This window comes from Pseudomonas sp. (assembly GCF_002796985.1).
GTDB lineage: Bacteria > Pseudomonadota > Gammaproteobacteria > Pseudomonadales > Pseudomonadaceae > Pseudomonas.
Genome location: NZ_PEKX01000008.1, coordinates 105,052 through 130,040, shown reverse-complemented (window position 1 = coordinate 130,040; position 24,989 = coordinate 105,052). Strand labels below are relative to the sequence as shown.

Genomic DNA, 24,989 nt, shown 5'->3' with positions numbered 1-24,989 from the left:
GGGGAGCGCTACCAGAGCGGCATCTGGTAGCTGACGATCACCCGCGTCTCGTCGATGTCGTTGCCGAAGTCACTGCGGAAGGCGCCGTTACGCACCTTGAAGCCAAGGTTCTTCAGCGGGCCGGTCTGCACCACGTAGCCGATGTCGGTGTCGCGTTCCCACTCCTTGCCGCGCCCCTGGCCGTTCAGCAGGTCGATGTGGTCGCCCTGCAGGTAACGGGTCATGAAGGTCAGGCCGGGCAGGCCGAGGCCGGCGAAGTCGTAGTCGTAGCGCGCCTGCCAGGAGCGTTCGTCCTTGTTGGCGAAGTCGCCGATCTGCACGAAGTTGGTCAGGTACGGGTCGGTGCCGCTGAGGTAGGCGAAGCCGGTGTCGCCGGACATGCGCTGGTAGCCCACGCCAAAACCGCTGCCACCGATGCGGTAGGTGAACAGCGCGTTGAGTGCGCGGTTGTCGACGTTGCTGCCGCCGTCGTCGGTGGAGCTCGCCCAGCGGATATCGGATTTGAGCGACTGTCCCTCGGCGATCGGCAGGGTGTGCACCACGCTCAGGTAATGCTGGCGGTAGAAGTTTTCCAGGCCGCCGTAGTGGTAGCTGGTGCTGAGGTTGTCGGTCCAGCGGTAGGTGCCGCCGGCGAGGTTGAAGCGGTCGCTGCTGGTGTGGCGGCCCAGCACGATGTTGCGCTTGTTGCCGCGAGTCATCGACAGGTCTTCGTCGTTGGTCGAGTCGCGCTGCTTCACCTGGCGCAGCTGGCCGAGCTGAGCGGTGAGACCGTCGATCTCGTTGACCTCGGCGAGGCCGCCCTGGAAGGTCTGCGGCGCCAGACGGGTGTCGTTGTACTGCACCACCGGCAGCTTGGGCAGCAGGGTGCCGACCTTCAGGGTGCTCTTCGAGGCGCGCAGTTTGGCGGTCACGCCGAGGGAGCTGTAGTCATCGGCGGCGCGCTTGTCGCTGGCCGAATACGGCAGCAGGCCGGAGCCGGTGCGGTCGGGGCTGGAGTCCAGTTTGATCCCCAGCAGGCCGAGCGCATCGACGCCCACGCCCACCGTACCTTCGGTGTAACCCGACTCGAAGCGCAGCAGGAAACCCTGCGCCCATTCCTCGGATTTCGACTGTGCGGCGCCGCTCTGGCGGTAGTCGCGGTTGAAGTAGAAATTGCGCAGTTCCAGGCTCGCCTTGCTGTCCGCGATGAAGTCCGCATGGGCGAACAGGGGCAGGCAGGCGAGGCTCGAAACGAGCGCCCGTACGGGAAGATTTTTCATTGTTGTTGTCTCTTCGTCTGATGTGGTGAAGGCGGCGCCGCATTGGAAATCAATCGGTGAGCAGCCCCTCCAGTCGCTGGCGGATCAGCTCCCGCGCCTGCTCGACGATGCCGCGCAGCAACTCCTCGCAGCTCGGTTCGTCATCGATCAGCCCCTGGACCATGCCCGCCGACCAGATACCCAGGTCGGTGTCGCCCTGCTCGTAGACGGTGCGCCCGCGCAGGCCGCTGACCAGCGTGGCGATGTCGGCGTAGGTGGCATTGCCGCGCGCCTCGATGGCCAGCACTTCCCGGCTGATCGCATTGCGTGCGACCCGCGCGCTGTTGCGCAGCGAACGCATGATTACGTCGGTGGAGCGCTCGTCCGCCGCGCGGATGGCCGCCTTGACCTGCGGATGGATCGGGCACTCGCGGGTGCTGAGGAAGCGCGTGCCCATGTTGATCGCATCGGCCCCCAGCGCCAGCGCCGCCACCAGCCCGCGCGCGTCGGCGAAACCACCGGAAGCGATGATCGGCACACTCAGACGGTTGGCCGCTGCGGGCAGCAACACCAGGCCGGGAATGTCGTCTTCCCCCGGATGGCCAGCGCACTCGAAGCCGTCGATGGACACCGCATCCACCCCCAGTTGCTCGGCCTTGAGCGCATGGCGCACGGCGGTGCATTTGTGGATCACCTTGATCCCGTGCTGGCGAAACTCGGCGATGTGCTCGCCGGGGTTATTGCCGGCGGTTTCGACGATGCGGATGCCGCCCTCGATGATCGCCGCGCGGTACTCGGCGTAAGGGATCGGCTTCTGCGTCGGCAGCAGCGTGAGGTTCACGCCGAAGGGCTTGTCGGTGAGCTCGCGGCAACGCGCGATCTCGTCGGCCAGCGCCTGCGGGGTCGGCTGGGTCAGCGCCGAGAGCGTCGCCAGCCCGCCAGCGTTGGCCACTGCCGCAGCCATCTCGGCGCGGCCCACCCACTGCATGCCGCCCTGCATGATCGGGTGTTCGACGCCGAAGGTTTCGGTGAATCGGGTCTTGAACATGCGCCTGCCCTCCGCTGGGTCAGATCGGGTCCCAGGAGAACACGTCCGGGCTGCGCGCCAGGTCCATGAAGCTGCCGCGCAGTGCCGGCATACCGTGCTCGGCGATGCTCTGCGGGGTCCAGCCGTTGTCGCTGTGCACGCTGCGCAGCGGGCGGCTCTGGCTCATCAGGAAGATCTCGTGGTTGCGCGCGGCGAACACCTGGCCGTTGACCGCACTGGCGGCGTCGGAAGCGAGGTAGACGGCCAGCGGCGCGTTCTTGTCCGGGGTCATGCGCTGCAGGTTTTCCACCCGCGCCTTCTGCTCCGGTGTCTCGGCCGGAATGGAGTCGGTCATGCGGCTCCAGGCGAAGGGCGCGATGCAGTTGGAGCGTACGTTGTAGCGCTGCATGTCGAGGGCGATGGATTTGCTCAGCGCGACGATGCCCAGCTTGGCCGCCGAGTAGTTGGCCTGGCCGAAGTTGCCGATCAGCCCCGAGGTGCTGGTCATGTGCACGAACGCGCCACTGTTCTGCGCGCGGAAGTGTTCGGCGGCGGCGCGGCTGACGAAGAAACTGCCGTTCAAGTGCACGTTGATCACCGACAGCCAGTCCTCGGCGCTCATCTTGTGGAAGATGGTGTCGCGCAGGATGCCGGCGTTGTTGACCACGATGTCGACGCGGCCGAAGGCGTCAATGGCGCTGGAGACGATGCGCCGGGCGCTGTCCCAGTCCGACACGCTGTCGGTGTTGATGGCGCCGTCGCCGCCGCGCTGGCGGATCAGCCCGAGGGTTTCCTCGGCCGGGGAAGCCGAGCCGCCCTCGCCCTGCAGGGACACGCCGATATCGTTGATCAGCACCCGCGCACCACTGTCGGCCAGGGCCAGGGCGATCTCGCGGCCGATGCCGCCACCGGCGCCAGTGACGATCGCTACCTTGCCTTCGTTGAGTCGTTGGGTCATCGCTAATTCCTTACTGTTCGTTCAATCAGAGAATGGGTTGCGCGCAGATCAACTCGGCAGGCCGAGCACGGCCTTGGCCAGGATGTTGCGCTGGATCTCGTTGGTGCCGCCGTAGATGGTGGTGGGTCGCGACTGGATGAAGATGCCCGCCGGATGCAGCTCGGCATCGTCGGCAAAGGGGTTGAGCAGCGCCGAATCCGCCCCGGCGATTTCCAGCCCCAGTTCGCTGATGCGCTGGTACAACTCGGACTGGTGGATCTTCAGCAGGGAAACGTCCGGGCCCAGCTCCTCGCCGCGCCGCAGGCGTTCGGCGAAGCGCTCGTAGAGCGCCTTGTGGCAGTCCAGGTCCATGCTCAGCGCGGCGAAGCGCTGGGCGAACACCGGGTCGTCCCACAGGCCCTGGTGCCGCGCCAGGCGCACCAGGCGTTCGAGGGCGAAGGTGGCCTGCTTGGGCGAGCCGAGGAAGATGCGTTCGAAGCCGAGCAGCGCCTTGGCCATGCCCCAGCCGTGGTTGACCGCGCCGACGAGGTTCTCTTCCGGCACGCGCACGTCGTTGAAGAACACCTCGCAGAACTCGCCCTGCAACTCCAGGTTGAGGATCGGCCGCACCTCGACGCCGGGGCTGTCCATCGGCACCAGCAGGAAGCTGATGCCCTGCTGGGCCTTGGCGCTGCGCTCGGTGCGCGCCAGCACGAAGATCCAGTTGGCCTCGGTGCCCATGGTGGTCCAGGTCTTCTGGCCGTTGATCACCCACTGGCCGTCACGCAGCACTGCCTCGGTGCGCAGGCTGGCAAGGTCGGAGCCGGCGTTGGGTTCGCTGTAGCCCTGGCACCAGATGTCCTCGCCGCTGAGGATGCGTGGCAGGAAGCGCTCGCGCTGGGCGTCGGTGCCGTAGCGGATGAGCAGCGGGCCGAGCATGGTGATACCGCTGTCGGGCAGGCGCGCGCAGCCGTAGTTTTCCATCTCCTCGATCATGATCAGTTGCTTGCCGGCGGCAAGGCCCATGCCGCCGAATTGCACCGGCCAGCCGGGGCACAACCAGCCTTGCTTCGACAATGCCTGGTACCACTCCCAGGTGTCGTCGCGGCCCAGGCGGTGGGCCGGATTGCGGATGCGCTGCGGGTAGTTGGCGGCGACCCAGTCGCGCACCAGCCGGCGGAACTCGCCATCTTCGAGGGCGTTGTAATCGGTCATGTCATTGTCCTTTGCTTACTGTCCGCGGAAGACCGGGGAACGCTTGTCGAGGAACGCGGCCTTGCCTTCGGCATGGTCGGCGCTGAGGAACAGCTGGCTCTGGAAATCGCCTTCGCGTTCGAGCAGCAGCTCCAGGCCGTCGGCCAGCAGGGCCTTGGTCAGGGCCAGCGGCAGCGGTGCCTGTTGTTCCACCTTCGCGGCCAGCGCAAGGGCGGCGTCCAGCGCGGCACCCGGCGCGCAGAGCTGGTCCACCAGGCCGATGCGCAGCGCTTCCTCGGCGTCGATGACCTGGCCGAACATCAGCACCTGCCGCGCGCGGCCCACGCCGATGCGCGCCGGCAAGGTATGCAGCTGGCCGAGGTCGGCGAGCAGCCCGACCTTGCCGAAGCCGGCAGCGAAGCGCGCCGTGCCGCCGCACACCAGGCTGTCGCAGGCCAGCGCCACCGACAGCCCGGCACCCACGGCCCAGCCTTCGATGGCGGCGATGATCGGCTTGCCCATGCGCAGCATCTGGCGGATCAGGTCGGCGTTCTTCTGCATGCGCACGCGGCCGGCGTTGAGGTCGGTGACGTGCATGTCGCTGAGGTCGCCGCCAGCGCTGAAGACCTCCGCCGAACCGGTGAGGACCACGCTGCGCACGACCGGATCGGCGTCCGCTTCGCGCAGCGCTTCGAGCAGCTCGGCGCGCAGTGCGGGGGACAACGCATTGCGCCGCGCCGGGTTGTTGAAGCGCAGCAGGCGCACCGTGCCGTGGGTTTCCTGCAGCAGCATCTCGCTCATCACGCCACCTCCGCGTGCAGCAGGGCGATGTAGCGCGCCCGGTGGAAGGCCAGCGAGCCCTGGCTGTTGAGCAAAACCATGGCGCGGCGCAGGAACAGGCCGATGTCGGCCTCGTCGGTGTAGCCGATGCCGCCGTGCAGCTGGATCGCCTGACGAGTGACCAACATGGCCGCTTCGGCAGCGCGCACCTTGGCGGTGGACACCAGACGCTGCACCTGCGCGGCCGGCGCGCCTTCGTCCAGCGCGGTGGCCGCTTCGCCGACGATGGCGCGGGCCAGTTCGATCTGCAGTTTCAGGTCGACCATGCGGTGCTGCAGCGACTGGAAGCTGCCGATCTCGCGGCCGAACTGACGGCGCACGCCGAGGTAGTCGCGGGTCTGCTCGAAGGCCGCATCCATCAGGCCGACCAGGTAGGCAGCGCAGGCGAGTGCCGATTCATCGAGAGCAGCCGGCGCGGCTTCGACGAGTTGCGCCGGCGTGCCGTCGAAGCGCAGGCGCGCCAGGTGCCCGCCGTCCTGGGTCGGCTCCTGGTGAACGCTCAGCCCCTCGGCATTGCGCTGCACCAGCGCGAGGCCGGCGTTGCAGGCGACCAGCCACGCATCGGCGGCAGCCCCCAGGGCAACGTGGGCGATTTCGCCGCGCAGTTGGCCGTCGCGCAGCACCGGCAAGGCGGCCCCCGCTTCGTAGCCGATGCCGGCGGGCAGGATCAGCCGCTCGCCGGCCAGCAACGCATCGCGCTCATCAGCCGGCAGCAAGGGAGCGACCAGGCTCGCCTCGATCAGCGGTTCGGGCAGCAGGCCGCGCCCGAGTTCTTCCAGCAGCGCGGTGTACTCGCTCATGCCCAGGCCGCTGCCGCCCAGCTCTTCAGGGAGGCGCAGGCCCGGCCAGCCCATGGCGCAGACTTCGGCCCAGGCGTCGCGGTCGAGGCCCTGCGGCTGGAAGCGCAGGCGACGCACCCGGCCCAGGTCGCCGCCACGCGGCACCAGGGAGGCGGCGCTGTCACGGATCATCCGCAGGCGCTCTTCGCGCTCCTCGGCCATCGCGGTGTTGTCGGTCATTTCGTCATTCCCGTGTCGGTTGAACAGTGCCGGCCGCGGCGGGCCGGTACTTGAAGCTGCCGGTGGCGCTGGCGATCAGCTCGCCGGCCTCGTCGAAGATTTCCGCGGTGCAGAAGCACAGCGTGCGGGTCCGGCGCAGCACCCGGCCGACGGCATTGATCTCGCCGCTGGTGCTGCCCATGAAGTGGGTGGCCATGTCGATGGTGACCATCGAGCAACCCGGCATCTGCGCGCGAATCGCCCCGGCCATGGCGGCATCGAGCACGCTCATCAGCACGCCGCCGTGGAAGCTGCCGATGTAGTTCATCAGCTCCGGCCGGTGGCGCAGGCGCACCCGCACCACGTCGCCGTCGATCCAGCGCTCCAGGCCGAGAAACTCCTGGAAGGTGAAGCGGCCGCTGGGGAACATCTCCTGCCCAGTCGCAGTGCTTGCCGAGGCGAGGTCGGTCATTGCACGCCCTCCTTGGTGACTGCTCGGCTGACCGGTCGGGCCGCGCCATGCACCGTTTGCGCGGCAGGTGCCGCAGCGGCCGGCACGGTGCGCGCTTCACGGTTCGGGTCATACAGGCGGTTGGGGATCATCAGCGCGGGGATCAGCCCGGTGATCACGTAGGTGATGCCCATGACCAGGAAGCCCGCGCCAATGGACACGTGGGAGGCCAGCAGGCCGATGGCCGCCGGGGCCACCGCCGCGCCGATGCGGCCGAGGTTGTAGGAGGTGCCCACGGCGGCGCCGCGCACCTGGGTGGAGAAACTCTCGGTCATGTAGGTGGCCAGCACACCCACCGGCACGCCGTAGATGAAGCCGAACAGCGCGAGGATCCAGACGATGTTGTCCGGCGTGTGCCAGAACACGATCACTGGCATGAAGATGGCGGTGCCGATAGCCCCGGCGGCGAAGGTGACGCGGCGGCCGAAGCGGTCCGAGGCGATCCCGGCGAGCACCTTGCCGAGGATCATCGCGGTGTAGGTGCCAACCATGTAGCCGGTCATGGACTTGAAGTTCATGCCCAGCTCGCTTTCCAGGTACGAGGGCATCCAGTTGTTGGTGCCGTAGTAGCCGAACAGCAGGAAGCACGAGGTGATGCTCCAGAGCACGAACATGCGCCGGGTGGACGGGTCGACCAGCAACTGGCGCATGCCACCGCTGGGGGCGCCCTGCTGGCGGCCGCTGACGGCCTGCTGCGCACGTTGTGCACGGGCTGCCAGCCACGACGGCGACTCCGGCACCCAGGGGCGCAGCGCCAGGCAGATCAGCGCCGCGCCGATGGCGGTGAAGAACAGCGCGCGCCAGCCGTAGTCCGGGATGATCTGCCCGGCGAGGACGGTCGCCACCAGGTAGCCCACGGTCCAGCCGGCCTGCATGGTCGCCAGGATGGTGGTGCGGTACTTGGCGGTGACGAACTCGGACATCAGGATGTTGCACGCCACGAACAGCGAGCCCAGGCCCAGCGAGGAGACGAAGCGGATCAGCGCGAAGGCCCAGTAGTTGTGCGCCAACCCGAGCAGCGCGGTGCCCACGGAGAACAGCAGGATGGTCCAGGTCACTACCCGCACCCGGCCGAAACGGTCGCACGCCCAGCCGCCGTAGATGCCGCCGATGGCCATGCCGGCCAGGGTGACGCTGCCCAGCGAGCCGGCCTCGAAGTTGGAGAGGCCGAACTCGGTCTTGAGGCTGTTCAGGCTGTAGGCGAGGAACATCAGGTCCGCGCCGTCGGCGAGCAGGCCGAGGAAGCAGAAGAGGAAGACGATCACCAGGGTCCGCTGCGGTATCGCGGCGTTCTGGGCCAAGCTGTCGGATGCGTTCATTGTTGTTGTTCTCGCAGGTTGGTTGAGGTCGTCGTCGCGCTAGGCCCGCCCGGCTGGTTCTCCGCTGTCCGGGGTCAGGCGTACGCGGCCGTTGTCCAGCACCACCACGTCGCGCTCGACGACGCGGGTGCGGAAGGAGCCGTCATTCCAGATTTCGGTGCGCAGGGTTTCGCCGGGGAACACCGGGGCAGAGAAGCGCACCTGCAGGTGGGCGAAGCGTTCCGCGCGGTAATCGGCATAGCCGCGCAGCAGCGCGTGGAAAGCCACGCCGAGGGTGCACAGGCCATGCAGGATCGGCCGCGGGAAACCGCCGCGAGCGGCCGCCGCCGGGCTGGCGTGGATCGGGTTGTCGTCGCCGTTCAGGCGGTAGTGCAGCGCCTGTTCCGGGCGTGTCGGCAGGTCGATGACCAGGTCCGGCGCCTGCTCGGGCAGGCGGTGCGGTTGGCTGAGCGACTGGCTGTCGCCACCGAAGCCGCCGTCACCGCGCAGGAAGGTGGTGCCCCGGGCAATCGCCAGCACCTCGCCGCTCTGCGCATCGCTGACGACCTTCTCGCTGTAGAGCAGCGCGCCCTTGCCGGCGCCCTTGTCGACCAGGCCGGTGACGCGGGTGCGGCCGATCACTTCGCCTTCCACCGGCAACGGCCGTTTCCACTCGATGCTCTGTTCGCCGTGGACCAGGCGCAGGGCATCGACGCCGGTGTCCGGGTTGCCCAGCCAGAAGCCGGGGTGGCCGAGCACCACGGCCATGCAGGGCAGCGCCTGGAGGTCGCGGTTGGCGTCGACGAAGGTCAGTTGATGCTCATCCATCGGGTCCGCGCCCAGGCCCACCGACAGCGCGTAGAACGCACTGTCGTGGCGGCTGAAACGCTGACGGACTTCGGGGATCGGGTAGTTCAGCAAGTGCTCAGGATTCAGCGCCATGGGTCGCCTCCTGCACTTCCAGCACCGCGTCGGCGGCCCAGGCACCCTGGCCTTCCGGCATGGCGAAGACCGGGTTGAGGTCGACCGAGCGCAGGCGCGGGCCGGCCTCGGCGGCGAATCGCGAGAGCTGCGCGAGCACCCGCGCCAGCGCCCTGATGTCGGTCACCGGCCGACCGCGTGCGCCCAGCAGCAGCGGTGCGCCCTTGATGCTGCGGATCATCTGCTCGGCCTCGTCGACGCCGAATGGGCAGCGGCGGAACACCACGTCCTTGAGCACTTCGACGAAGATGCCACCGAGGCCGAACACCGCCACCGGACCGAACTGCGGGTCGCGCTGGATGCCCATGAAGCACTCGACGCCGCCCTTGAGCTGACGGGCCACCAACACGCCGTCGAGGCGCGCATTGGGCGCGTGCTCGGCAGCGCGTTGCAGCAGCAGGTCGAAGCCTTCACGCACGGCCTCGGGGCTTTCGACGTTGAGCAGCACGCCGCCGATTTCCGATTTGTGCAGGATGTCCGCCGAGGCGATCTTCAGCACCACCGGGAAGCCGATCTGCTCGGCGAATGCGGCAGCTTCCCGAGCGCTTTTCAGCACGCGCTCGGGCGCCGACTCGATGCCGGCACGCGCCAGCAGTTGCTTGGCTTCGGCCTCGCCGGGCGTGCTGGCCGGCAGCTCGACGCCGCCGGGCGCAGGAATCTGGCGCAGCGGCCGGGCGAAGGCTTCGCCCAGCTGGCCCATGGCCTGGATCGCGCGCACCGCACGGGTCGGGTCCTCGAACAGGGCGAAGCCGGCCTTCTGGTACGGCGCCAGTTCCTCGCCCTCGCCCATCACCGAGACGACGAACAGGCGGTCCGGATGGTCGACCTTGATCCGCGCGAACTGCTCGGCCAGGCGCGGGCCGATGGAGGCGGCGGTGCCGGCCTGGGTGAAGAAGGCGATAAGCGAACGGTAGCCACCGTCCACCACCATGGATTCGGTGAAGTCGTGGACCAGGCTCAGGTCGTTGAGCGCCTGGGCGGTGCAGTCCACCGGGTTGAGCGGCGAGGCGTAGTGCAGGCGCTGCTTCAGCCGCGCCTGGGCCGCTTCGGGCATCGGCGGCATGGGCAGGCCGAAGTCCTCGGCGGCGTCACTGACGATGATGCCGGCGCCACCGCTGACAGTGATCATCCCCAGGCTGTTGTTCACCGGGTAGATGCGCTGGGTGGCGAGGTAGGCGATGTCCACCAGCTCTTCGGTGGTGCGTGCGCGGACCACCGCGTAGTCGGCCAGCACCGCGTCGAGCACCTTGTCGTCGCCGGCCAGGGAGGCGGTGTGCGACATGGCCGCGCGGCCACCCAGCTCACTGCGCCCGACCTTGTGCAGGATCACCGGCTTGCCGGCGCGATGGGCTGCTGCGAGGGCGGCGAGGAAGCTGTCGACGTTGCGGATGGATTCGGCGTAGGCCATCACCACGTCGATCTCCGGCGATTCCACCAGCCAGCCGATGGCATCGCCCAGCGTCACGTCAGCCTCATTGCCGGTGGCGACGCAGATCGGCGTGCCCAGCCCGCGCTGCCTCGACAGGCCCAGCAGGTGTGCGCCGTAGGCGCCGGACTGGGTGGCGATGCCGACCCGCCCGGCCAGCGGAATACCGCGTTCCAGGCTGGTGGAGAAGAAGGCGTAGTAGCCCAGGTTGGCGTTGAACACGCCCAGGGCGTTCGGCCCCAGCAGGCGCATGTTCGCGGCGCGGGCGGCCTCGACGATGGCGTCCTGCATGACCACGCCTTCCTCGCCGACTTCGCTGAAGCCGGAGGAGAACACGATGGCGCTGCGCGCGCCTTTGCGGCCCAGCGCCTGGACGGTCTCCAGCACCTGCGGCGCGGGCACCGCGATGATCGCCACGTCCGGCGCCTCGGGCAGCGCGTCGACGCTGGCGTAGGCCGGCAGGCCCTGGATCTCTGTACGGTTGGGGTTCACCGGCAGGATGCGCCCGGTAAAGCCGTTGCGCAGCATATAGGCAATGGGGCGGCCACCGATGCGGTGGGGGTCGCTGGAGGCGCCGACCACGGCGACCGAGCGCGGCTGCACCAGGGGGGTGAGACTGGCGAAGCCGGTGTGTTGCAAGTGACTCACGGACATGACGTTCCACCTGAACAAGTAGCGGGTGCCGGGCGCTTGCGTGCCGGCGCGAGGGCGAGCGCGTCCACGGCAGGCTGCGGGCAGCAGCCACCGGGAGCGTCGGCCCTGGGTTTCAGAGCTCTACATTTCAGAGCACGGGATTTCAGAGCACCGCTTGGGTGCCGAGCAGTGCCGTAACCTGGCTGGACAAGGTGCCGCCGTTGCCGTGCAGCAGCGCCACGTCGGCCTTCTTCAGCTGGCGTTCGCCGGCCTGCCGGCGCAGTTGGGTGACCGCCTCGATGATCAGGAACATGCCGTACATGCCCGGATGCACGCAGGACAGCCCGCCGCCGTTGGTGTTCACCGCCAGCTCGCCGCCGGGGGCGATGCGCCCGCCCTGGACGAAGCGACCGCCCTCGCCCTTCGGGCAGAAGCCGAGGTCTTCTAGGAACAGGAGGGTGTTGATGGTGAAGGCGTCGTAGACCATCACCAGGTCGATGTCCGAGTGCTTCACGCCGGCCATCTGCATGGCACGCGGGCCACTCTCGGAAGCGGCGGTGACGGTGAGATCGGGCATGGCGACGATGGAGCGGTGCCACTGCGCAGCAGCCGCGCCGAGGAAGTAGATCGGCGCCTTGGGCAGGTCGCGTGCGCGGTCGGCGCGCACCATCACACAGGCGCCGCCGCCATCGGTGACCAGGCAGCAGTCGGCCTTGCTCAGCGGGTCACTGACCATCCGTGCGGCGAGCACGTCATCGATGCTCAGCGGGCCTCGGGCAAAGGCCTCGGGGTTCAGGTTGGCCCAGCCACGCGCAGCCACGGCCACTTCGGCCAAGTGCTCGCGGGTGGTGCCGTATTGATGCATGTGGCGGCTGGCGGCCAGCGCATAGGCGGTGATCGGGTGGCGCGGCTGGTAGGGCGTTTCGTGCCACTGTGGCTCGCTCATCGACACCAGCTTGCCGCCGGCGGTGCGCTGGTTGGAGCCGTAGCAGATCAGCGCCGCGTCACACAGGCCGGCCTCCAGGGCCAGCGTCGCCTGCAACAGGTGCAGCTCGAAGCTGGAGCCGCCGACGTTGGTGCCGTCGACGAATTTCGGCTTGATGCCGAGGTATTCGCAGACCGAGAGGGTCGGGAACGCGTGGGAGCTGGTGGCCGAGAACACCGCGTCGATGTCCGAGAGCTTCAGCCCGGCATCGGCGATGGCCTTCATCGAGGCCTGGCCAAGCAGTTCCATGGCGCTGTAGCCGTGGGCTTCACCGATACCGGCGCTGCCGATGCCGACGATGGCGGTCTTGCCGCGCAGGACCTGGCTCATGGCTGTGCCTCCGTCAGGGGCTCGAAGACGACGACGGCGCCGCTGTCCTGCTGGGCGATGCGCGCCTTGACGCGGGTGCCGATGGGCAGGCTGAGGTGGCCTTCGATGCGCGACATCATGCGTACACCTTCGTCGAGGTCGATCAGGGCGACGTTGTAGTCACCGCTGCGGGCGCGGTTGACGGTCAGGGCATAAAGGGTGCCCAGGCCACTGGCGGGAACCCATTCCAGGTCCGTTTCGCCGCTGCCGGGCACCTGGGTGCGCGGGTAGAACACATGCCGGCCGGTGGAGGCGCTGCGCTGCAACATGAAGCGACCCTGGGCGAGGAAGGCGAGGTACTGCGCCTCAGGCCCTGGCATGTTGCGATCGGGGAAATCCACCATTGAGGTTTCTCCTTTGTTCTTGTTCTGCCTTTGTTGCAAAGTGCGTTACCGCCCGTGCCAAGCCAGCTTCACGGAAGCCGTTGCAGGCGTCGCAGGGTCAGAATACATTCACGATACCGAATGTCAATCCGAATACAGAATATGAAAACAGACAAAGCCGCCGAAGAAGCCAGCAGCAAGCGACCCAGCGCCAAGGATGTCGGCGCCGTCGTGAATGCCATCCAGATCCTCCGCCACCTGGCCAACGCCGAGGGCCCCGAGGGCGCCACCGCCATCGCCCGCGCCACCGGCATCAGCCCGAGCACCACCTTCAATATCCTGCGCACCCTGAGCAACGAGCAGCTGACCTCGTTCGACAACGAGACCAAGACCTATCGCCTGGGCCTGGGCCTGTCGGAGCTGGCAGTGAGCTTCATCGGTCGTAGCTACGCCGACCTGATCCAGCCGGAACTGGAGCGCCTGAGCACCAGCCACAACATCCTGATCACCCTATGGCAGGTCACCGACGATGCGCACATCCGCGTGATCGCGGTGTCCGCGCCGACCGTGGCGCACGTCAACGTCGCCATCGGCTCGCGCTTGCCGGAACTGGTGGGTGCCGCCGGGCGCTGCATCGCCGGCCTGCGCAACCTTCCCGAAGACGAACTGCGCCGCCGTCTGACCCGCGTGCGCTGGGAGAACCCGCCGAATTTCGAGGAGTACCGCAGCGACGCCGCCGCCACCCTGGAGCGCGGCTGGGCCATCGACCAGGACCACCTCTACCGCGGCGTCAGCATGGTCGCCAGCGCGATCATCGACCACGACCGCCAGCCGCGTTTCATCATTTCCGGCATCGGCATCAGCGCCCAGCACGAGCGCGAGAAGCTGGAGCAGATCGGCGCCAGCCTGCATGAAACGGCTCGCTTCATCAGCCGTTCACTGTTCCCGCAGAGCGCCACCGGCCCAGCAAAGTGACCCAAAAATCATTCACCATATGAAATGACATTCATACGGATGGATGATTACACCAAAAATAGCGGCACCGGCGCGAAACCGTACGGCGGAACCCCGCGCGCCGGCGCCCGTGTCGCTGTATTCCCGATGCGACTGATGGCAGCGATATTCACCGGCCGGGCCCCACAGCCGCGGCTATCGCCGGTATCATGGCAAGTCTTGATGGAGTCCTGGCGATGACCATCCCGCGGAGAACGCCGTTCCCGCCGCGCAGCCCAATCCCTGTTCGACTCAGGCAGCGCCCACCGCCAGAGCCCGCCAAACCCTCTGCCCGGATGTTCGCCGGCCTCGCATGGCTCGCGGCAGCCGCAGGTAATCCCATTGAATGAGGCAACCATGGAACAGAAAGACATCGATTGGGGCACGCTCGGATTCGATTACATCAAGACCGACTTCCGCTACATCTCCCACTGGCGCGATGGTCTGTGGGACGACGGCAAGCTGACCGAAGACAACACCCTGCACATCAGTGAGGGCTCCTCCGCCCTGCACTACGGCCAGCAGTGCTTCGAAGGCCTGAAGGCCTACCGCTGCAAGGATGGCTCGATCAACCTGTTCCGCCCGGACCAGAACGCCGCGCGCATGGCTCGCAGCTGCGCCCGCGTGCTGATGCCGCAGGTGTCTGAAGAGCAGTTCATCGCGGCCTGCAAGCAGGTCGTGCGTGCCAACGAGCGCTTCATTCCCCCGTACGGCTCCGGCGGTGCGCTGTACCTGCGCCCGTTCGTGATCGGCGTGGGCGACAACATCGGCGTGCGCCCGGCTCCGGAATTCATCTTCTCGGTGTTCTGCATCCCGGTCGGCGCCTACTTCAAGGGCGGCATGAAGCCCCATGACTTCGTGATCTCCACCTACGACCGCGCCGCGCCCAACGGCACCGGCGCTGCCAAGGTCGGCGGCAACTACGCCGCCAGCCTGATGCCGGGCGCCCAGGCCAAGAAAGAAGGCTTCGCCGACTGCATCTACCTCGACCCGGCGACCCACAGCCGCATCGAGGAAGTGGGCTCGGCCAACTTCTTCGCCATCACCCACGACAATGAATTCGTCACCCCGCGCTCCAGCTCGGTGCTGCCGGGCATCACCCGCCTGTCGCTGATGCAACTGGCCGAACAGCGCCTGGGCCTGAAAGTGGTCGAAGGCGACGTGCAGATCGACGACCTGGCGCGCTTCAAGGAAGCCGGCGCCTGCGGTACCGCAGCGGTGATCACCCCGATCGGCGGCATCCAGTACAAGGACAACCTGCACGTGTTCTTCAGCCGCGAAGACGTCGGCCCGGTAACCCGTCGCCTCTATGAAGAACTGACCGGCATCCAGAAGGGTGACGTGGAAGGCCCGGAAGGTTGGGTCGTCAAGGTCTGAACCTGACTGCTCGCTGATGGAAAAACGCCGCGATACCGGAAGGTAGCGCGGCGTTTTTGTTTGAGTGGAGCACGAGAAACTTGGCTCCGGCGCCAGGACTGTTCGCGAGCAGGCCCGCTCCGGCGTGCTCTTCGTAGGAGCGAGCTTGCTCGCGAACAGAACGGCACGGCACCGCACCGCACCGCACGGAGCTATTGCGGACGCAGCCCGCTCCCAAGCAGAACCCGACCTCAACTCAGGCGGGGCTAGGCAGCGCCGGCCGGCACAGCAGCCAGTCGTGCAGCAGCGCCTGCAGCTCCTCGAACTTCACCGGCTTGGCCATGTAGTCGCTCATCCCCGCCGCCAGGCAGCGCTCGCGGTCGCCGCTGTGACTGTGGGCGGTGATCGCCAGCACCGGCAGGTCTGCACAGCGCGGCAGAGTACGGATCGCCCGGCAGGTGGCGAAGCCATCCATCACCGGCATCTGGCAGTCCAGCAGCACGCAGTCGACGCCCTCCCGACGCAGCAACTCGATGGCCTCGGCGCCGTTGTCGGCCGTGCGCACGCGGTAACCAAGCTTGAGCAGCATGCCGCGAATCACCAACTGGTTGATGGCGTTGTCTTCCACCACCAGCACGGTGCACTGGTCCGGACTGCGCAGCACCTGGCCACCCGCACGACGCGGCGGCGGCGCGATGCTCTGCACCGGCCGGCCGACCTGTAGCTCGAGGGCGAAGCGGCTGCCCTGCCCCGGCACGGACTCATGGCTCAGCGTGCCACCGAGCAGCGCCACCAGCTTGCGGCACAGCGCCAGGCCGATGCCCAGGCCGCCGTATTCGCGGGTCAGCGAACCATCGAGCTGGAAGAAGCGCTGGTACAGCGCACCATCCGACGGGGTGGCGAAGCCAATGCCGCTGTCCTGCACTTCGATGCGCAGCGCCAGCCCCTCATTGTTCGGCACACCGCCAACGCGCAGGTGCACGCCACCCTGGTGGGTGAACTTGATGGCATTGTCGATCAGGTAGCCCAGCGCCTGGGCCAGCTTGCCGGCATCGCCTTCGAGGGTATCGGGCAGGCTCTCGTCGAGCTGCAAGACGAAGCGCAATCCGCGCTCTTCGGCACGCGGCGCGTACTGCGCGCGCAGGCCATCGCACAGGCCGCGCAGGCTGAACGGCTCGCGACGCGGGTAGAGCTTGCCGGCCTGCAGCTCGATCAGCGCAAGGATGTCGTTGACCATGCGCATCATGTCGCGTGCCGAGCCGGTCGCGGTCTTGTGGTACTGGGCCAGCTCGATGTCCATGGGCACCGTCTGCATCAGTTCCAGCGAGCCGATCACCCCACTCATGGGCGTGCGCAGCTCGTGGGTGACGGTGGCGAGGAATTCGTCCTTCAGGCGGTTGCTGCTGGCCAACTCCAGGTTCAGTTGCTCCAGCTTTCGGCTGGTTTCCTGGAGGATGCGCGTGCGCTCTTCCTTCATGGCGTTGATGCGGTCCGCCAGCGCCAGGGACAGCAGGCCGACCTCCAGCGCCGAACCGATCTGGCTGGCGTACATGGTCAGGAAGATGTTGGGCAGCAAGCCCAGCACCATCAGCGTATTGATGATCCCGCCGAGCAGGAAGGCGCTCCAGGCAAAGATGAAGTAGCGCGCCACGCGCATGCCGCGAAGCCAGGCGACGATGCCGGCGGTAAAGATCACCACGGTGAAGGCCAGCGCCAGGTAGGTCGCCAGGCGCAGGGCGATGGCGTAGCTGACGGTCAGCGCCAGCACCATCACCAGCGCGCCGACGCCCATCAGCACGCGCAGGATGCGGTCGATCCACAGGCTGTGCTCGCGGGTGTGCAGGAAGCTGCGGGCGAACTGGCAACCGAACAGGCCGGCCGAGCCGATCAGGAAGGGCGTGGCGGCGTTGGCCCACCAGGGGCTGTCGGGCCAGAAGTACTCGATGCCCGCACCGTTGACCGAGATCTGGTAGAAGCCGAACGAGGCTATATAGAGGATGTAATACAGGTAGCTGGTGTCGCGGACGCTGAGGAAGATGAACAGGTTGTAGATCAACATCACCAACAGCACGCCGTAGATGATGCCCAGCACATAGATGCGCCCTGGCTGCTCTTCCAGGTAGGCCTTGGACGACCAGAGCGTCAGCGGCGCCTGGATCGAGCCCTGGCTTTCCAGGCGCAGGTAGACGCGCAGCGGCTTGCCCGGCTCCAGCTTGAGGTCGAACAGGTAGTTGTTCTGACGGATCGGCCGACTGCCGAATGGCAGGGTATCGCCGGTGCGCTGGGCCAGCTTGAAGCCGCCCTGACCGTCGGGCAGATAGAGGTCGAGCTTGTCCAGCGGCGGGTAGGCCAGCTCCAGCAGCCAGTTGGCCGGGTCGTGCGAGGCCTTGGGCTGGTAGTCCAGGTCCAGGCGCAGCCAGAACACCGAACGCGAGTAGCCGGCATTGAGCACGTCGCGCTCGTGGTGGCGGAAGCTGGCGGCCAGCGCAGGCGAGCTGATCTCGGCAATATCCGCCGTGCCGCGCACGTCCTCGAAGACATCCATCGCCCGCCCCAGCGGCAGTTGCCCGACGTGTTCGTCGAAGCTGATGGCGCTCGCCACTGGCGAGAGGAGGAGCAGGATCAGGAAGATCAGCCAGTGCCGCATGGTGCCCCGCAGTACCGCCGACAGCTGCGCCGGAGATCCCCATCCCCTGCTTTGGCGCGCCGTGGAGGCGTTGTGTTGGAATCGGCGAACTCTAGCACAGGCCTTGTGCCACGTGGCATTCGACCATGCGGGCAGGGCGCGGCCGGGCGATGCGCATTGGACCGTTCGGTCAGCTCAGCGGCGTGTTTTGGTGATAAGCTCCCGCGCCATGAAAACACCTGCCTCCCGTCCCGTAGTGCTCTGCCTGTCCGGCCACGACCCCAGTGGCGGTGCCGGCCTGCAGGCCGATATCGAAGCCCTGATCGCCCAAGGCTGCCACGCGGCGCCCACCGTCACCGCGCTGACCGTTCAGGATACCGTCAACGTTTCCGACTTCCGCGTGCTCGACCGCGAGTGGGTGCTGGCCCAGGCCAACGCCGTGATCGCCGACCTGCCGGTGGCCGCGGTCAAGCTGGGCATGCTCGGTTCGGTGCAGATGGTCGACACCGTGGTCGAGATCATGCAGTCCCTGCCGGGTATCCCGCTGGTCTGCGACCCGGTGCTGCGCGCCGGTGGCGGCGGTTCGCTGGGCAAGGACGACGTCGGCTACGCCATGCGCGAACGCCTGCTGCCGATTGCTGCAGCCGCCACGCCGAACCTGCCCGAAGCGCGCATCCTCGCCGAACTGCCCGAAGGCACGGCGGACGAGTGCGCCGAGAAGCTGCTGCCGTATATCCAGACGCTGCTGATCACCGGCGGCCACGGCGACGAATCCGAAGTGCACAATCGCCTGTACACCCGCGATGGCCAGCGCCACACCTTCACCTGCCAGCGCCTGCCCGGCAGCTACCACGGTTCGGGCTGCACCCTGGCGAGCACCCTCGCCGGCCGCCTGGCCCTGGGCGAGGAACTGGTGAGCGCGGTGCGCAGCGCCCTGGACTACACCTGGCGCACCCTGCGCGACGCGGAAGCGCCCGGCCACGGCCAGTACGTGCCGCGCCGCCTGCCACTGGACTTCTGCAACTGATCTGATCGAGGCCTTGATGAAACTGCGCGGACTCTACGCCATCACCGACAGCCAGCTGCTCGACGGCGGCCGCCTGCTGCCCTACGTCGAAGCCGCCCTGAAAGGCGGCGCCAAACTGCTGCAGTACCGCGACAAGTCCGGCGACGACTCGCGCCGCCTGCGTGAAGCCGAGGCTCTGCGCGAGCTCTGCGCGCGCCACGGCGCCACGCTGCTGATCAACGATGACGCCGAACTGGCCGCGCGCCTGGGCGTCAGCGTGCACCTGGGCCAGACCGACGGCTCGCTGGCCGCCGCGCGCGCACTGCTCGGCCGCGAAGCCGTCATCGGCGGCACCTGCCACGCCAGCCTCGACCTGGCCGAGAAAGCCATCGCCGAGGGCGCCAGTTACGTCGCCTTCGGCCGCTTCTTCGCTTCCCAGACCAAACCCGGCGCCTCCGCCGCCAGCCTCGACCTGCTGGAACAGGCCAAGGCGCGCTACAACGTGCCGCTGGTGGCCATCGGCGGTGTGACCCTGGATAACGCGCCCGAGCTGATCGCCCGTGGTGCCGACATGATCGCCGTGATTCACGCCCTGTTCGCCGCCGACTCCCCGGCCGAAGTCGAGCAGCGCGCACGCGCCTTCAGCCAACTCTTCGAAACCCGCTGAGCGCCCCGCGCCCAGCCCTTCACAGCTTCGCGAGGTACACCATGTCCCGTTCCGAAACGCTTTTCGCCAATGCCCAGAAACACATCCCCGGCGGCGTGAACTCGCCGGTGCGCGCGTTCAAGAGCGTCGGCGGCACCCCGCTGTTCTTCAAGCACGCGGAAGGCGCCTACGTGGTGGACGAGGATGACAAGCGCTACGTTGACTACGTCGGCTCCTGGGGTCCGATGATCCTAGGCCACAGCCACCCGGACGTGCTGGATGCAGTGCGTAAACAGCTCGACCACGGTCTGTCCTACGGCGCGCCGACCGCGCTGGAAGTGGAAATGGCCGACCTGGTCTGCTCCCTGGTGCCGTCCATGGACCTGGTGCGCATGGTCAGCTCCGGCACCGAAGCCACCATGAGCGCCATCCGCCTGGCCCGCGGCTACACCGGCCGCGACAGCATCATCAAGTTCGAGGGCTGCTACCACGGCCACTCTGACAGCCTGCTGGTGAAAGCCGGCTCCGGCGCCCTGACCTTCGGCGTACCGAACTCCCCGGGCGTGCCGGCAGCCTTCGCCAAACACACCCTGACCCTGCCCTACAACGACATCGCCGCCGTCGAGAAGACCCTGGCCGAAGTCGGCAAGGACGTGGCCTGCATCATCGTCGAGCCGGTCGCCGGCAACATGAACTGCGTGCCGCCGGCCCCCGGCTTCCTCGAAGGCTTGCGCAGCCTGTGCGACAAACATGGCGTGGTACTGATCTTCGACGAAGTGATGACGGGCTTCCGCGTCGCCCTGGGCGGCGCCCAGGCGCACTATGGCATCACCCCGGACCTGTCGACCTTCGGCAAGATCATCGGCGGCGGCATGCCGGTGGGCGCCTTCGGCGGCAAGCGTCAGATCATGGAGCAGATTTCCCCGCTCGGCCCGGTCTACCAGGCCGGCACCCTGTCGGGTAACCCGCTGGCCATGGCCGCCGGCCTGACCACCCTGCGCCTGATCAGCCGCCCCGGCTTCCACGACGAGCTGACCACCTACACCACCCGCATGCTGCAAGGCCTGCAGGAGCGCGCCGACGCCGCCGGCATCCCCTTCGTGACCACCCAGGCGGGCGCCGCGATGTTCGGCCTGTACTTCAGCGGCGCCGACGACATCGTCACCTTCGACGACGTGATGACCAGCGATGCGGAACGCTTCAAGCGCTTCTTCCACCTGATGCTGGACGCCGGCGTCTACCTCGCCCCGAGCGCCTTCGAGGCCGGCTTCACCTCCATCGCCCACGGCGAAACCGAGCTGAAACTGACCCTGGACGCCGCCGAGCGCGCTTTCGCCGCACTCAAGTAAGCCGCCACCCGCGAAGGCGCCTGGGCGGGCGCCTTCCGCTCTGCCCCAATGCTTTCAGCACTTTATTCGCGCTTTACACCACCTGTCCGCTGTCACTGCTTTCTGACGAAAGAACAGAAAAGAAGGTAAAGACTTTGTAAGGAGGCGCCGGCTTATTTCATAATGTGAAGGCCGGCGCATTTCGCTGGCCGGGTTTTACCCGCCCCGATTCTGGAGGCCGTTTCTCCCCATGTACCGTTCCGGTCGCGCCCTGCTGGGTTGCCTGTTGCTCGCACTGCCCCTGTTCACTCAGGCGGGCGGCAACTCGCTGCTGATTCCAGCCACCGGACGCTGCACCCTGAACACCGTGCCCGAACAGCTGCAACAGGCTCTAGCCAGTTGCCAGCAGGCCGCCAACGCTGGCGACGCCCAGGCACAGTTCGAACTGGGGGAATTCTTCTACACCGGCGAACGCGCTCCGCGCGACTTCCAGGCCGCCCTGCACTGGTACGAGAAGGCTTCGCTGCAAGGCCACGCCGACGCGCAATTGCGCCTGGGCACCATGTTCTTCCGTGGCGAAGGCGTGAAGGCCAACAACGTGCAGGCCTATATCGTGCTGAAGATGGCCGCCGTTAATGGCGCCGAAGACGCCATGGACAGCGCCGACCTGGTCGCCGAGCAGATGAGCAAGGACGAACTGGACATCGCCACCAAGGTCCTTGGCCAGATTTTCCGCAACTACCTGATCGAACTGCAGACCGCCGGCAACTCGCCGTTCTCGCCGCTGCCCTGAGCTACGCCTGACTCCCAGACGCTGTAGGAGCGAGCTTGCTCGCGAACAGGGCTATAGGGCTGACGACGGTGCTGGGCGGTTCGCGAGCAAGCTCGCTCCTGCGAAAAGCCTCAGTCCTTGCCCGGCATCGGCATGGGGAACGGCATCACGTTGCCGCTGGGCTTGGCCTCGCTGATCTTCGCGGTGCCCAGGCGCTCCACTTCGTCGATGCGGATGATCGAATGCAGGGGCACGAAGCTGCGGATGACGCCGTCGAATTGCGCCTTGAGCTTCTCTTCGCTGGGGTCCACCACCACCTGGGTACGCTCGCCGAAGACGAACTCCTCGATCTCCAGGAAACCCCACAGATCGCTTTGGTAGATCTGCTTGGCATACATCTCGTACACCTGGCCCTGGTTGAGGAAGACCACCTTGTAGATCGGGTTCTCGCGCTTGCTCATGAACGAAGGATGACAGCTTTGCAAAAAGGGCACGCATCATAGCATAGACAGCCACCCCTCAAGTGCCGCCGCTGGTAGCGACCGGCGTCGAGGCTTATAATGCGCGGTCATTTTTTAACCAGCTCAAGACAGAGTCCATGGCCAAGAAACTTTTCATCCAGACCCACGGCTGCCAGATGAACGAGTACGACAGCTCGCGCATGGCCGATCTGCTGGGTGAACACCAGGCCCTGGAAATCACCGAGAGGGCCGAAGAGGCCGACGTCATCCTGCTCAACACCTGCTCGATCCGTGAAAAAGCCCAGGAGAAGGTGTTCTCCGAGCTGGGCGCCTGGCGCACGCTGAAGCAGCAGAACCCCAACCTGGTGATCGGCGTCGGCGGCTGCGTGGCCAGCCAGGAAGGCGCGGCGATCCGCGAGCGCGCGCCATACGTCGACGTGGTGTTCGGCCCACAGACCCTGCACCGCCTGCCGGAGATGATCGACGCCGCGCGCACCACCCGCAAACCACAGGTGGACGTGTCCTTCCCGGAAATCGAGAAGTTTGACCGCCTGCCCGAGCCGCGTGTCGACGGCCCTACCGCTTTCGTTTCGGTGATGGAGGGCTGCAGCAAGTACTGCACCTTCTGCGTGGTGCCCTACACCCGTGGCGAGGAAGTCAGCCGACCGTTCGACGACGTGCTGGCCGAAGTGATCCACCTGGCCGAGAACGGCGTGAAGGAAGTCACCCTGCTGGGCCAGAACGTCAACGGCTATCGCGGCCCGACCTTTGATGGCCGCGTCGCTGACTTCGCCGAGCTGATCCGCGTGGTGGCCGAGGTCGATGGCATCGAACGCATCCGCTACACCACCTCGCACCCGCTGGAATTCTCCGACTCGCTGATCGCGGCCCACGCCGAAGTGCCGCAACTGGTGAAGTTCGTCCACCTGCCGGTGCAGGCCGGCTCCGACCGTATCCTCGCGGCGATGAAGCGCAACCACACCGCACTGGAGTTCAAGTCGCGCATCCGAAAGCTGAGGGCGGCGGTGCCTGACATCTGCATCAGCTCGGACTTCATCATCGGCTTCCCCGGCGAGACCGAGAAGGATTTCGAGCAGACCCTGAAGCTGGTGGAAGACGTCGGCTTCGACTATTCCTTCTCTTTCATCTACAGCTCGCGCCCGGGCACCCCCGCCGCCGACCTCGCGGACGACACCCCGGACGAAGTGAAGAAGCAACGCCTGCTGACCCTCAACAGCCGCCTGAACCACCAGGGCTTCGAGATCAGCCGACGGATGGTTGGCACCGTCCAGCGCATCCTCGTCACCGACTACGCCAAGCGCGACCCCGGCCAGCTCCAGGGCCGCACCGAGAACAACCGCGTGGTCAATTTCCGCTGCGACAATCCGCGTCTGATCGGCCAGTTCGTCGACGTGGAAATCTACGAGGCGCTGCCCAATTCCCTGCGCGCCACGCTGGTGGAAGCACGTCACTGACAACCATCCGATGAACCCCCTATTGGCGACTGAACTTTCGTACTCGCTCGCCTGGGGTTATTCTTCGACCATCCCTTTTTGAGCACGGCGACTTAGACAACACCTTGAACGCCCCCCTGGATATCCATCGTTTCCTGCTCGAGCCCTTCGAGGCCCGCAGCTTCGCCAACCTGTGCGGCCAGTTCGATGAACACCTGCACCAGATCGAGAAGCGCCTCGGCATCGAGATCCGCAACCGCGGCAACCAGTTCGAACTGGTCGGTGAGCCCGAGCGCACCCAAGCGGCCGAAAACCTGCTGCAGCGCCTCTACCGTGAAGTGCAGAACGGCACCGAGCTGACTCCCGACATGGTCCACCTGTTCCTGCAGGAGTCCGGCCTGGAAGAACTGTTCGTCGAGCCCGTCGCCCCGCTGGTGACCCTCAAGACCCGCAAGGCGCACATCCGCCCGCGCGGCGCCAACCAGCAGCGCTATGTGAAGGCCATCCTCGACCACGACATCAACTTCGGCATTGGCCCGGCCGGTACCGGCAAGACCTACCTCGCCGTGGCCTGCGCGGTGGACGCCCTGGAGCGCGAGCAGATCCGCCGCATCCTGCTGGTGCGCCCAGCGGTGGAAGCGGGCGAGAAGCTCGGCTTCCTGCCCGGCGACCTGTCGCAGAAGATCGACCCGTACCTGCGCCCGCTGTACGACGCGCTGTATGAAATGCTCGGTTTCGAGACCGTGGCCAAGCTGATCGAGCGCCAGGTGATCGAAGTCGCGCCGCTGGCCTATATGCGCGGCCGCACGCTGAGCAACAGCTTCATCATCCTCGACGAAAGCCAGAACACCACGATGGAACAGATGAAGATGTTCCTCACCCGGATCGGCTTCGGCTCCACCGCGGTGATCACCGGCGACGTTACCCAGATCGACCTGCCCAAAGGCACCCGTTCGGGCCTGAAGCACGTGATGGAAGTGCTGCGCGACGTCCCCGGCATCAGCTTCACCCACTTCAAGTCCAAGGACGTGGTGCGCCACCCGCTGGTGCAGCGCATCGTCGATGCCTACGACCTCTACGAGAACCGTCTGCACGGCAACGCCGAAGGCCAGGACAACAAGCATGCTTGAACTGGACCTGCAGGTCGCTTGCGAAGCGATCGGCCTACCGAGCGAAGCGCAGTTCCGTCAATGGTGCGAACTGGCCCTGCGCCAGCGCCAGAATGATTCGGAACTGACCATCCGCCTGGTGGACGAAGCCGAAGGGCGCGAACTGAACCGCACCTGGCGACACAAGGACTACGCCACCAACGTACTGTCCTTCCCTGCCGATGTTCCCGATGAGTTGCTGGATATCCCGCTGCTCGGCGACCTGGTGATCTGCGCTGGCGTGGTCACCCGCGAGGCCGCCGAACAGGGCAAGTCCGCCGAGGCCCACTGGGCCCACCTGGTCATCCATGGCTGCCTCCACCTGCTCGGCTACGATCACATCGATGATGCCGAAGCCGAGGAGATGGAAAGCCTGGAACGGGAATTGCTGGCCGAACTGGGTCATCCGGACCCTTACGCGGCCGATGAAGAATGAAAG

At 66.8% G+C, this 24,989-nt stretch carries 23 protein-coding genes; 9 read left to right on the top strand and 14 right to left on the bottom strand.

Annotated features, from left to right (window positions below; translation table 11 throughout):
- Positions 1-8: 8 nt before the first annotated feature.
- The 12 genes from CTR55_RS13190 to CTR55_RS13135 form a co-directional block, all read right to left on the bottom strand.
- The gene (locus tag CTR55_RS13190; RefSeq protein ID WP_296286801.1) at positions 9-1,259 is read right to left on the bottom strand and encodes an OprD family porin; all 1,251 of its coding nucleotides are present in this window, start codon (positions 1,257-1,259) and stop codon (positions 9-11) included.
- Between the two features lie 49 nt (positions 1,260-1,308).
- Entirely contained in the window at positions 1,309-2,286 is a 978-nt protein-coding gene (locus CTR55_RS13185; RefSeq protein ID WP_296286800.1) for an NADH:ubiquinone reductase, read from the bottom strand.
- A 19-nt stretch (positions 2,287-2,305) separates the two neighbouring features.
- Positions 2,306-3,223 carry an SDR family NAD(P)-dependent oxidoreductase gene (locus tag CTR55_RS13180; protein WP_015475457.1) on the bottom strand — a complete coding sequence of 306 codons (918 nt, stop codon included), beginning with the start codon at positions 3,221-3,223 and terminating at the stop codon, positions 2,306-2,308.
- Between the two features lie 48 nt (positions 3,224-3,271).
- A complete protein-coding gene (locus CTR55_RS13175) occupies positions 3,272-4,417 on the bottom strand; it encodes an acyl-CoA dehydrogenase family protein (RefSeq protein WP_296286799.1) in 1,146 nt (381 codons plus the stop codon).
- Between the two features lie 15 nt (positions 4,418-4,432).
- Positions 4,433-5,188, bottom strand: a complete 756-nt coding sequence (locus CTR55_RS13170; protein ID WP_296287128.1) for an enoyl-CoA hydratase/isomerase family protein — start codon at positions 5,186-5,188, stop codon at positions 4,433-4,435.
- A gap of 8 nt (positions 5,189-5,196) precedes the next feature.
- Positions 5,197-6,255, bottom strand: coding sequence for an acyl-CoA dehydrogenase family protein (locus tag CTR55_RS13165; protein WP_296286797.1), 1,059 nt, complete (start codon positions 6,253-6,255; stop codon positions 5,197-5,199).
- Positions 6,256-6,259: 4 nt separating this feature from the next.
- Positions 6,260-6,664: a PaaI family thioesterase gene (locus tag CTR55_RS13160; RefSeq protein ID WP_296287127.1), complete on the bottom strand. Its 405-nt coding sequence runs from the start codon at positions 6,662-6,664 to the stop codon at positions 6,260-6,262.
- Positions 6,665-6,702: 38 nt separating this feature from the next.
- Positions 6,703-8,064, bottom strand: a complete 1,362-nt coding sequence (locus CTR55_RS13155; RefSeq protein ID WP_296286795.1) for an MFS transporter — start codon at positions 8,062-8,064, stop codon at positions 6,703-6,705.
- 39 nt (positions 8,065-8,103) lie between these two features.
- Positions 8,104-8,985: a MaoC/PaaZ C-terminal domain-containing protein gene (locus tag CTR55_RS13150; RefSeq protein WP_296286793.1), complete on the bottom strand. Its 882-nt coding sequence runs from the start codon at positions 8,983-8,985 to the stop codon at positions 8,104-8,106.
- Positions 8,969-11,104 carry an acetate--CoA ligase family protein gene (locus tag CTR55_RS13145; RefSeq protein WP_296286791.1) on the bottom strand — a complete coding sequence of 712 codons (2,136 nt, stop codon included), beginning with the start codon at positions 11,102-11,104 and terminating at the stop codon, positions 8,969-8,971. The genes CTR55_RS13150 and CTR55_RS13145 overlap by 17 nt, the downstream gene beginning before the upstream one ends.
- Before the next feature lie 142 nt (positions 11,105-11,246).
- Positions 11,247-12,398: a thiolase gene (locus CTR55_RS13140; protein ID WP_296286789.1), complete on the bottom strand. Its 1,152-nt coding sequence runs from the start codon at positions 12,396-12,398 to the stop codon at positions 11,247-11,249.
- Positions 12,395-12,781: an OB-fold domain-containing protein gene (locus CTR55_RS13135; protein ID WP_296286786.1), complete on the bottom strand. Its 387-nt coding sequence runs from the start codon at positions 12,779-12,781 to the stop codon at positions 12,395-12,397. Before CTR55_RS13135 ends, CTR55_RS13140 begins: the two co-directional genes overlap by 4 nt.
- Positions 12,782-12,922: 141 nt before the next feature.
- On the opposite strand from CTR55_RS13135, the gene CTR55_RS13130 reads away from it, so the two are divergent.
- Positions 12,923-13,735: an IclR family transcriptional regulator gene (locus CTR55_RS13130; protein ID WP_296286784.1), complete on the top strand. Its 813-nt coding sequence runs from the start codon at positions 12,923-12,925 to the stop codon at positions 13,733-13,735.
- A 375-nt stretch (positions 13,736-14,110) separates the two neighbouring features.
- Positions 14,111-15,130, top strand: a complete 1,020-nt coding sequence (locus tag CTR55_RS13125) for a branched-chain amino acid aminotransferase (RefSeq protein WP_296286782.1) — start codon at positions 14,111-14,113, stop codon at positions 15,128-15,130.
- Between the two features lie 235 nt (positions 15,131-15,365).
- Here CTR55_RS13125 and CTR55_RS13120 read toward each other — a convergent pair whose 3' ends face one another.
- Positions 15,366-17,756 (bottom strand): hybrid sensor histidine kinase/response regulator, encoded by a 2,391-nt coding sequence (locus CTR55_RS13120; RefSeq protein WP_296286780.1) that lies wholly within the window; start codon positions 17,754-17,756, stop codon positions 15,366-15,368.
- Positions 17,757-17,964: 208 nt separating this feature from the next.
- On the opposite strand from CTR55_RS13120, the gene CTR55_RS13115 reads away from it, so the two are divergent.
- The 4 genes from CTR55_RS13115 to CTR55_RS13100 all read left to right on the top strand — a co-directional run bounded on the left by CTR55_RS13115 (position 17,965) and on the right by CTR55_RS13100 (position 21,508).
- Positions 17,965-18,762: a hydroxymethylpyrimidine/phosphomethylpyrimidine kinase gene (locus CTR55_RS13115; protein ID WP_296286778.1), complete on the top strand. Its 798-nt coding sequence runs from the start codon at positions 17,965-17,967 to the stop codon at positions 18,760-18,762.
- A gap of 16 nt (positions 18,763-18,778) precedes the next feature.
- Positions 18,779-19,408 (top strand): thiamine phosphate synthase, encoded by a 630-nt coding sequence (gene thiE / locus CTR55_RS13110; protein WP_296286776.1) that lies wholly within the window; start codon positions 18,779-18,781, stop codon positions 19,406-19,408.
- Between the two features lie 41 nt (positions 19,409-19,449).
- The gene (gene hemL, locus CTR55_RS13105) at positions 19,450-20,736 is read left to right on the top strand and encodes a glutamate-1-semialdehyde 2,1-aminomutase (protein WP_296286774.1); all 1,287 of its coding nucleotides are present in this window, start codon (positions 19,450-19,452) and stop codon (positions 20,734-20,736) included.
- 229 nt (positions 20,737-20,965) lie between these two features.
- Positions 20,966-21,508 (top strand): tetratricopeptide repeat protein, encoded by a 543-nt coding sequence (locus tag CTR55_RS13100; RefSeq protein WP_296286771.1) that lies wholly within the window; start codon positions 20,966-20,968, stop codon positions 21,506-21,508.
- A 110-nt stretch (positions 21,509-21,618) separates the two neighbouring features.
- Here CTR55_RS13100 and CTR55_RS13095 read toward each other — a convergent pair whose 3' ends face one another.
- Positions 21,619-21,948: a DUF1820 family protein gene (locus CTR55_RS13095; RefSeq protein WP_081517167.1), complete on the bottom strand. Its 330-nt coding sequence runs from the start codon at positions 21,946-21,948 to the stop codon at positions 21,619-21,621.
- Between the two features lie 137 nt (positions 21,949-22,085).
- Here CTR55_RS13095 and miaB point away from each other — a divergent pair, with 137 nt between their 5' ends.
- The 3 genes from miaB to ybeY all read left to right on the top strand — a co-directional run bounded on the left by miaB (position 22,086) and on the right by ybeY (position 24,986).
- Positions 22,086-23,423, top strand: coding sequence for a tRNA (N6-isopentenyl adenosine(37)-C2)-methylthiotransferase MiaB (miaB, locus tag CTR55_RS13090; protein WP_296286767.1), 1,338 nt, complete (start codon positions 22,086-22,088; stop codon positions 23,421-23,423).
- 104 nt (positions 23,424-23,527) lie between these two features.
- A complete protein-coding gene (locus tag CTR55_RS13085) occupies positions 23,528-24,532 on the top strand; it encodes a PhoH family protein (RefSeq protein ID WP_296286765.1) in 1,005 nt (334 codons plus the stop codon).
- Positions 24,525-24,986: an rRNA maturation RNase YbeY gene (ybeY, locus tag CTR55_RS13080; protein WP_296286763.1), complete on the top strand. Its 462-nt coding sequence runs from the start codon at positions 24,525-24,527 to the stop codon at positions 24,984-24,986. Before CTR55_RS13085 ends, ybeY begins: the two co-directional genes overlap by 8 nt.
- The last annotated feature ends 3 nt before the right edge of the window (positions 24,987-24,989 follow it).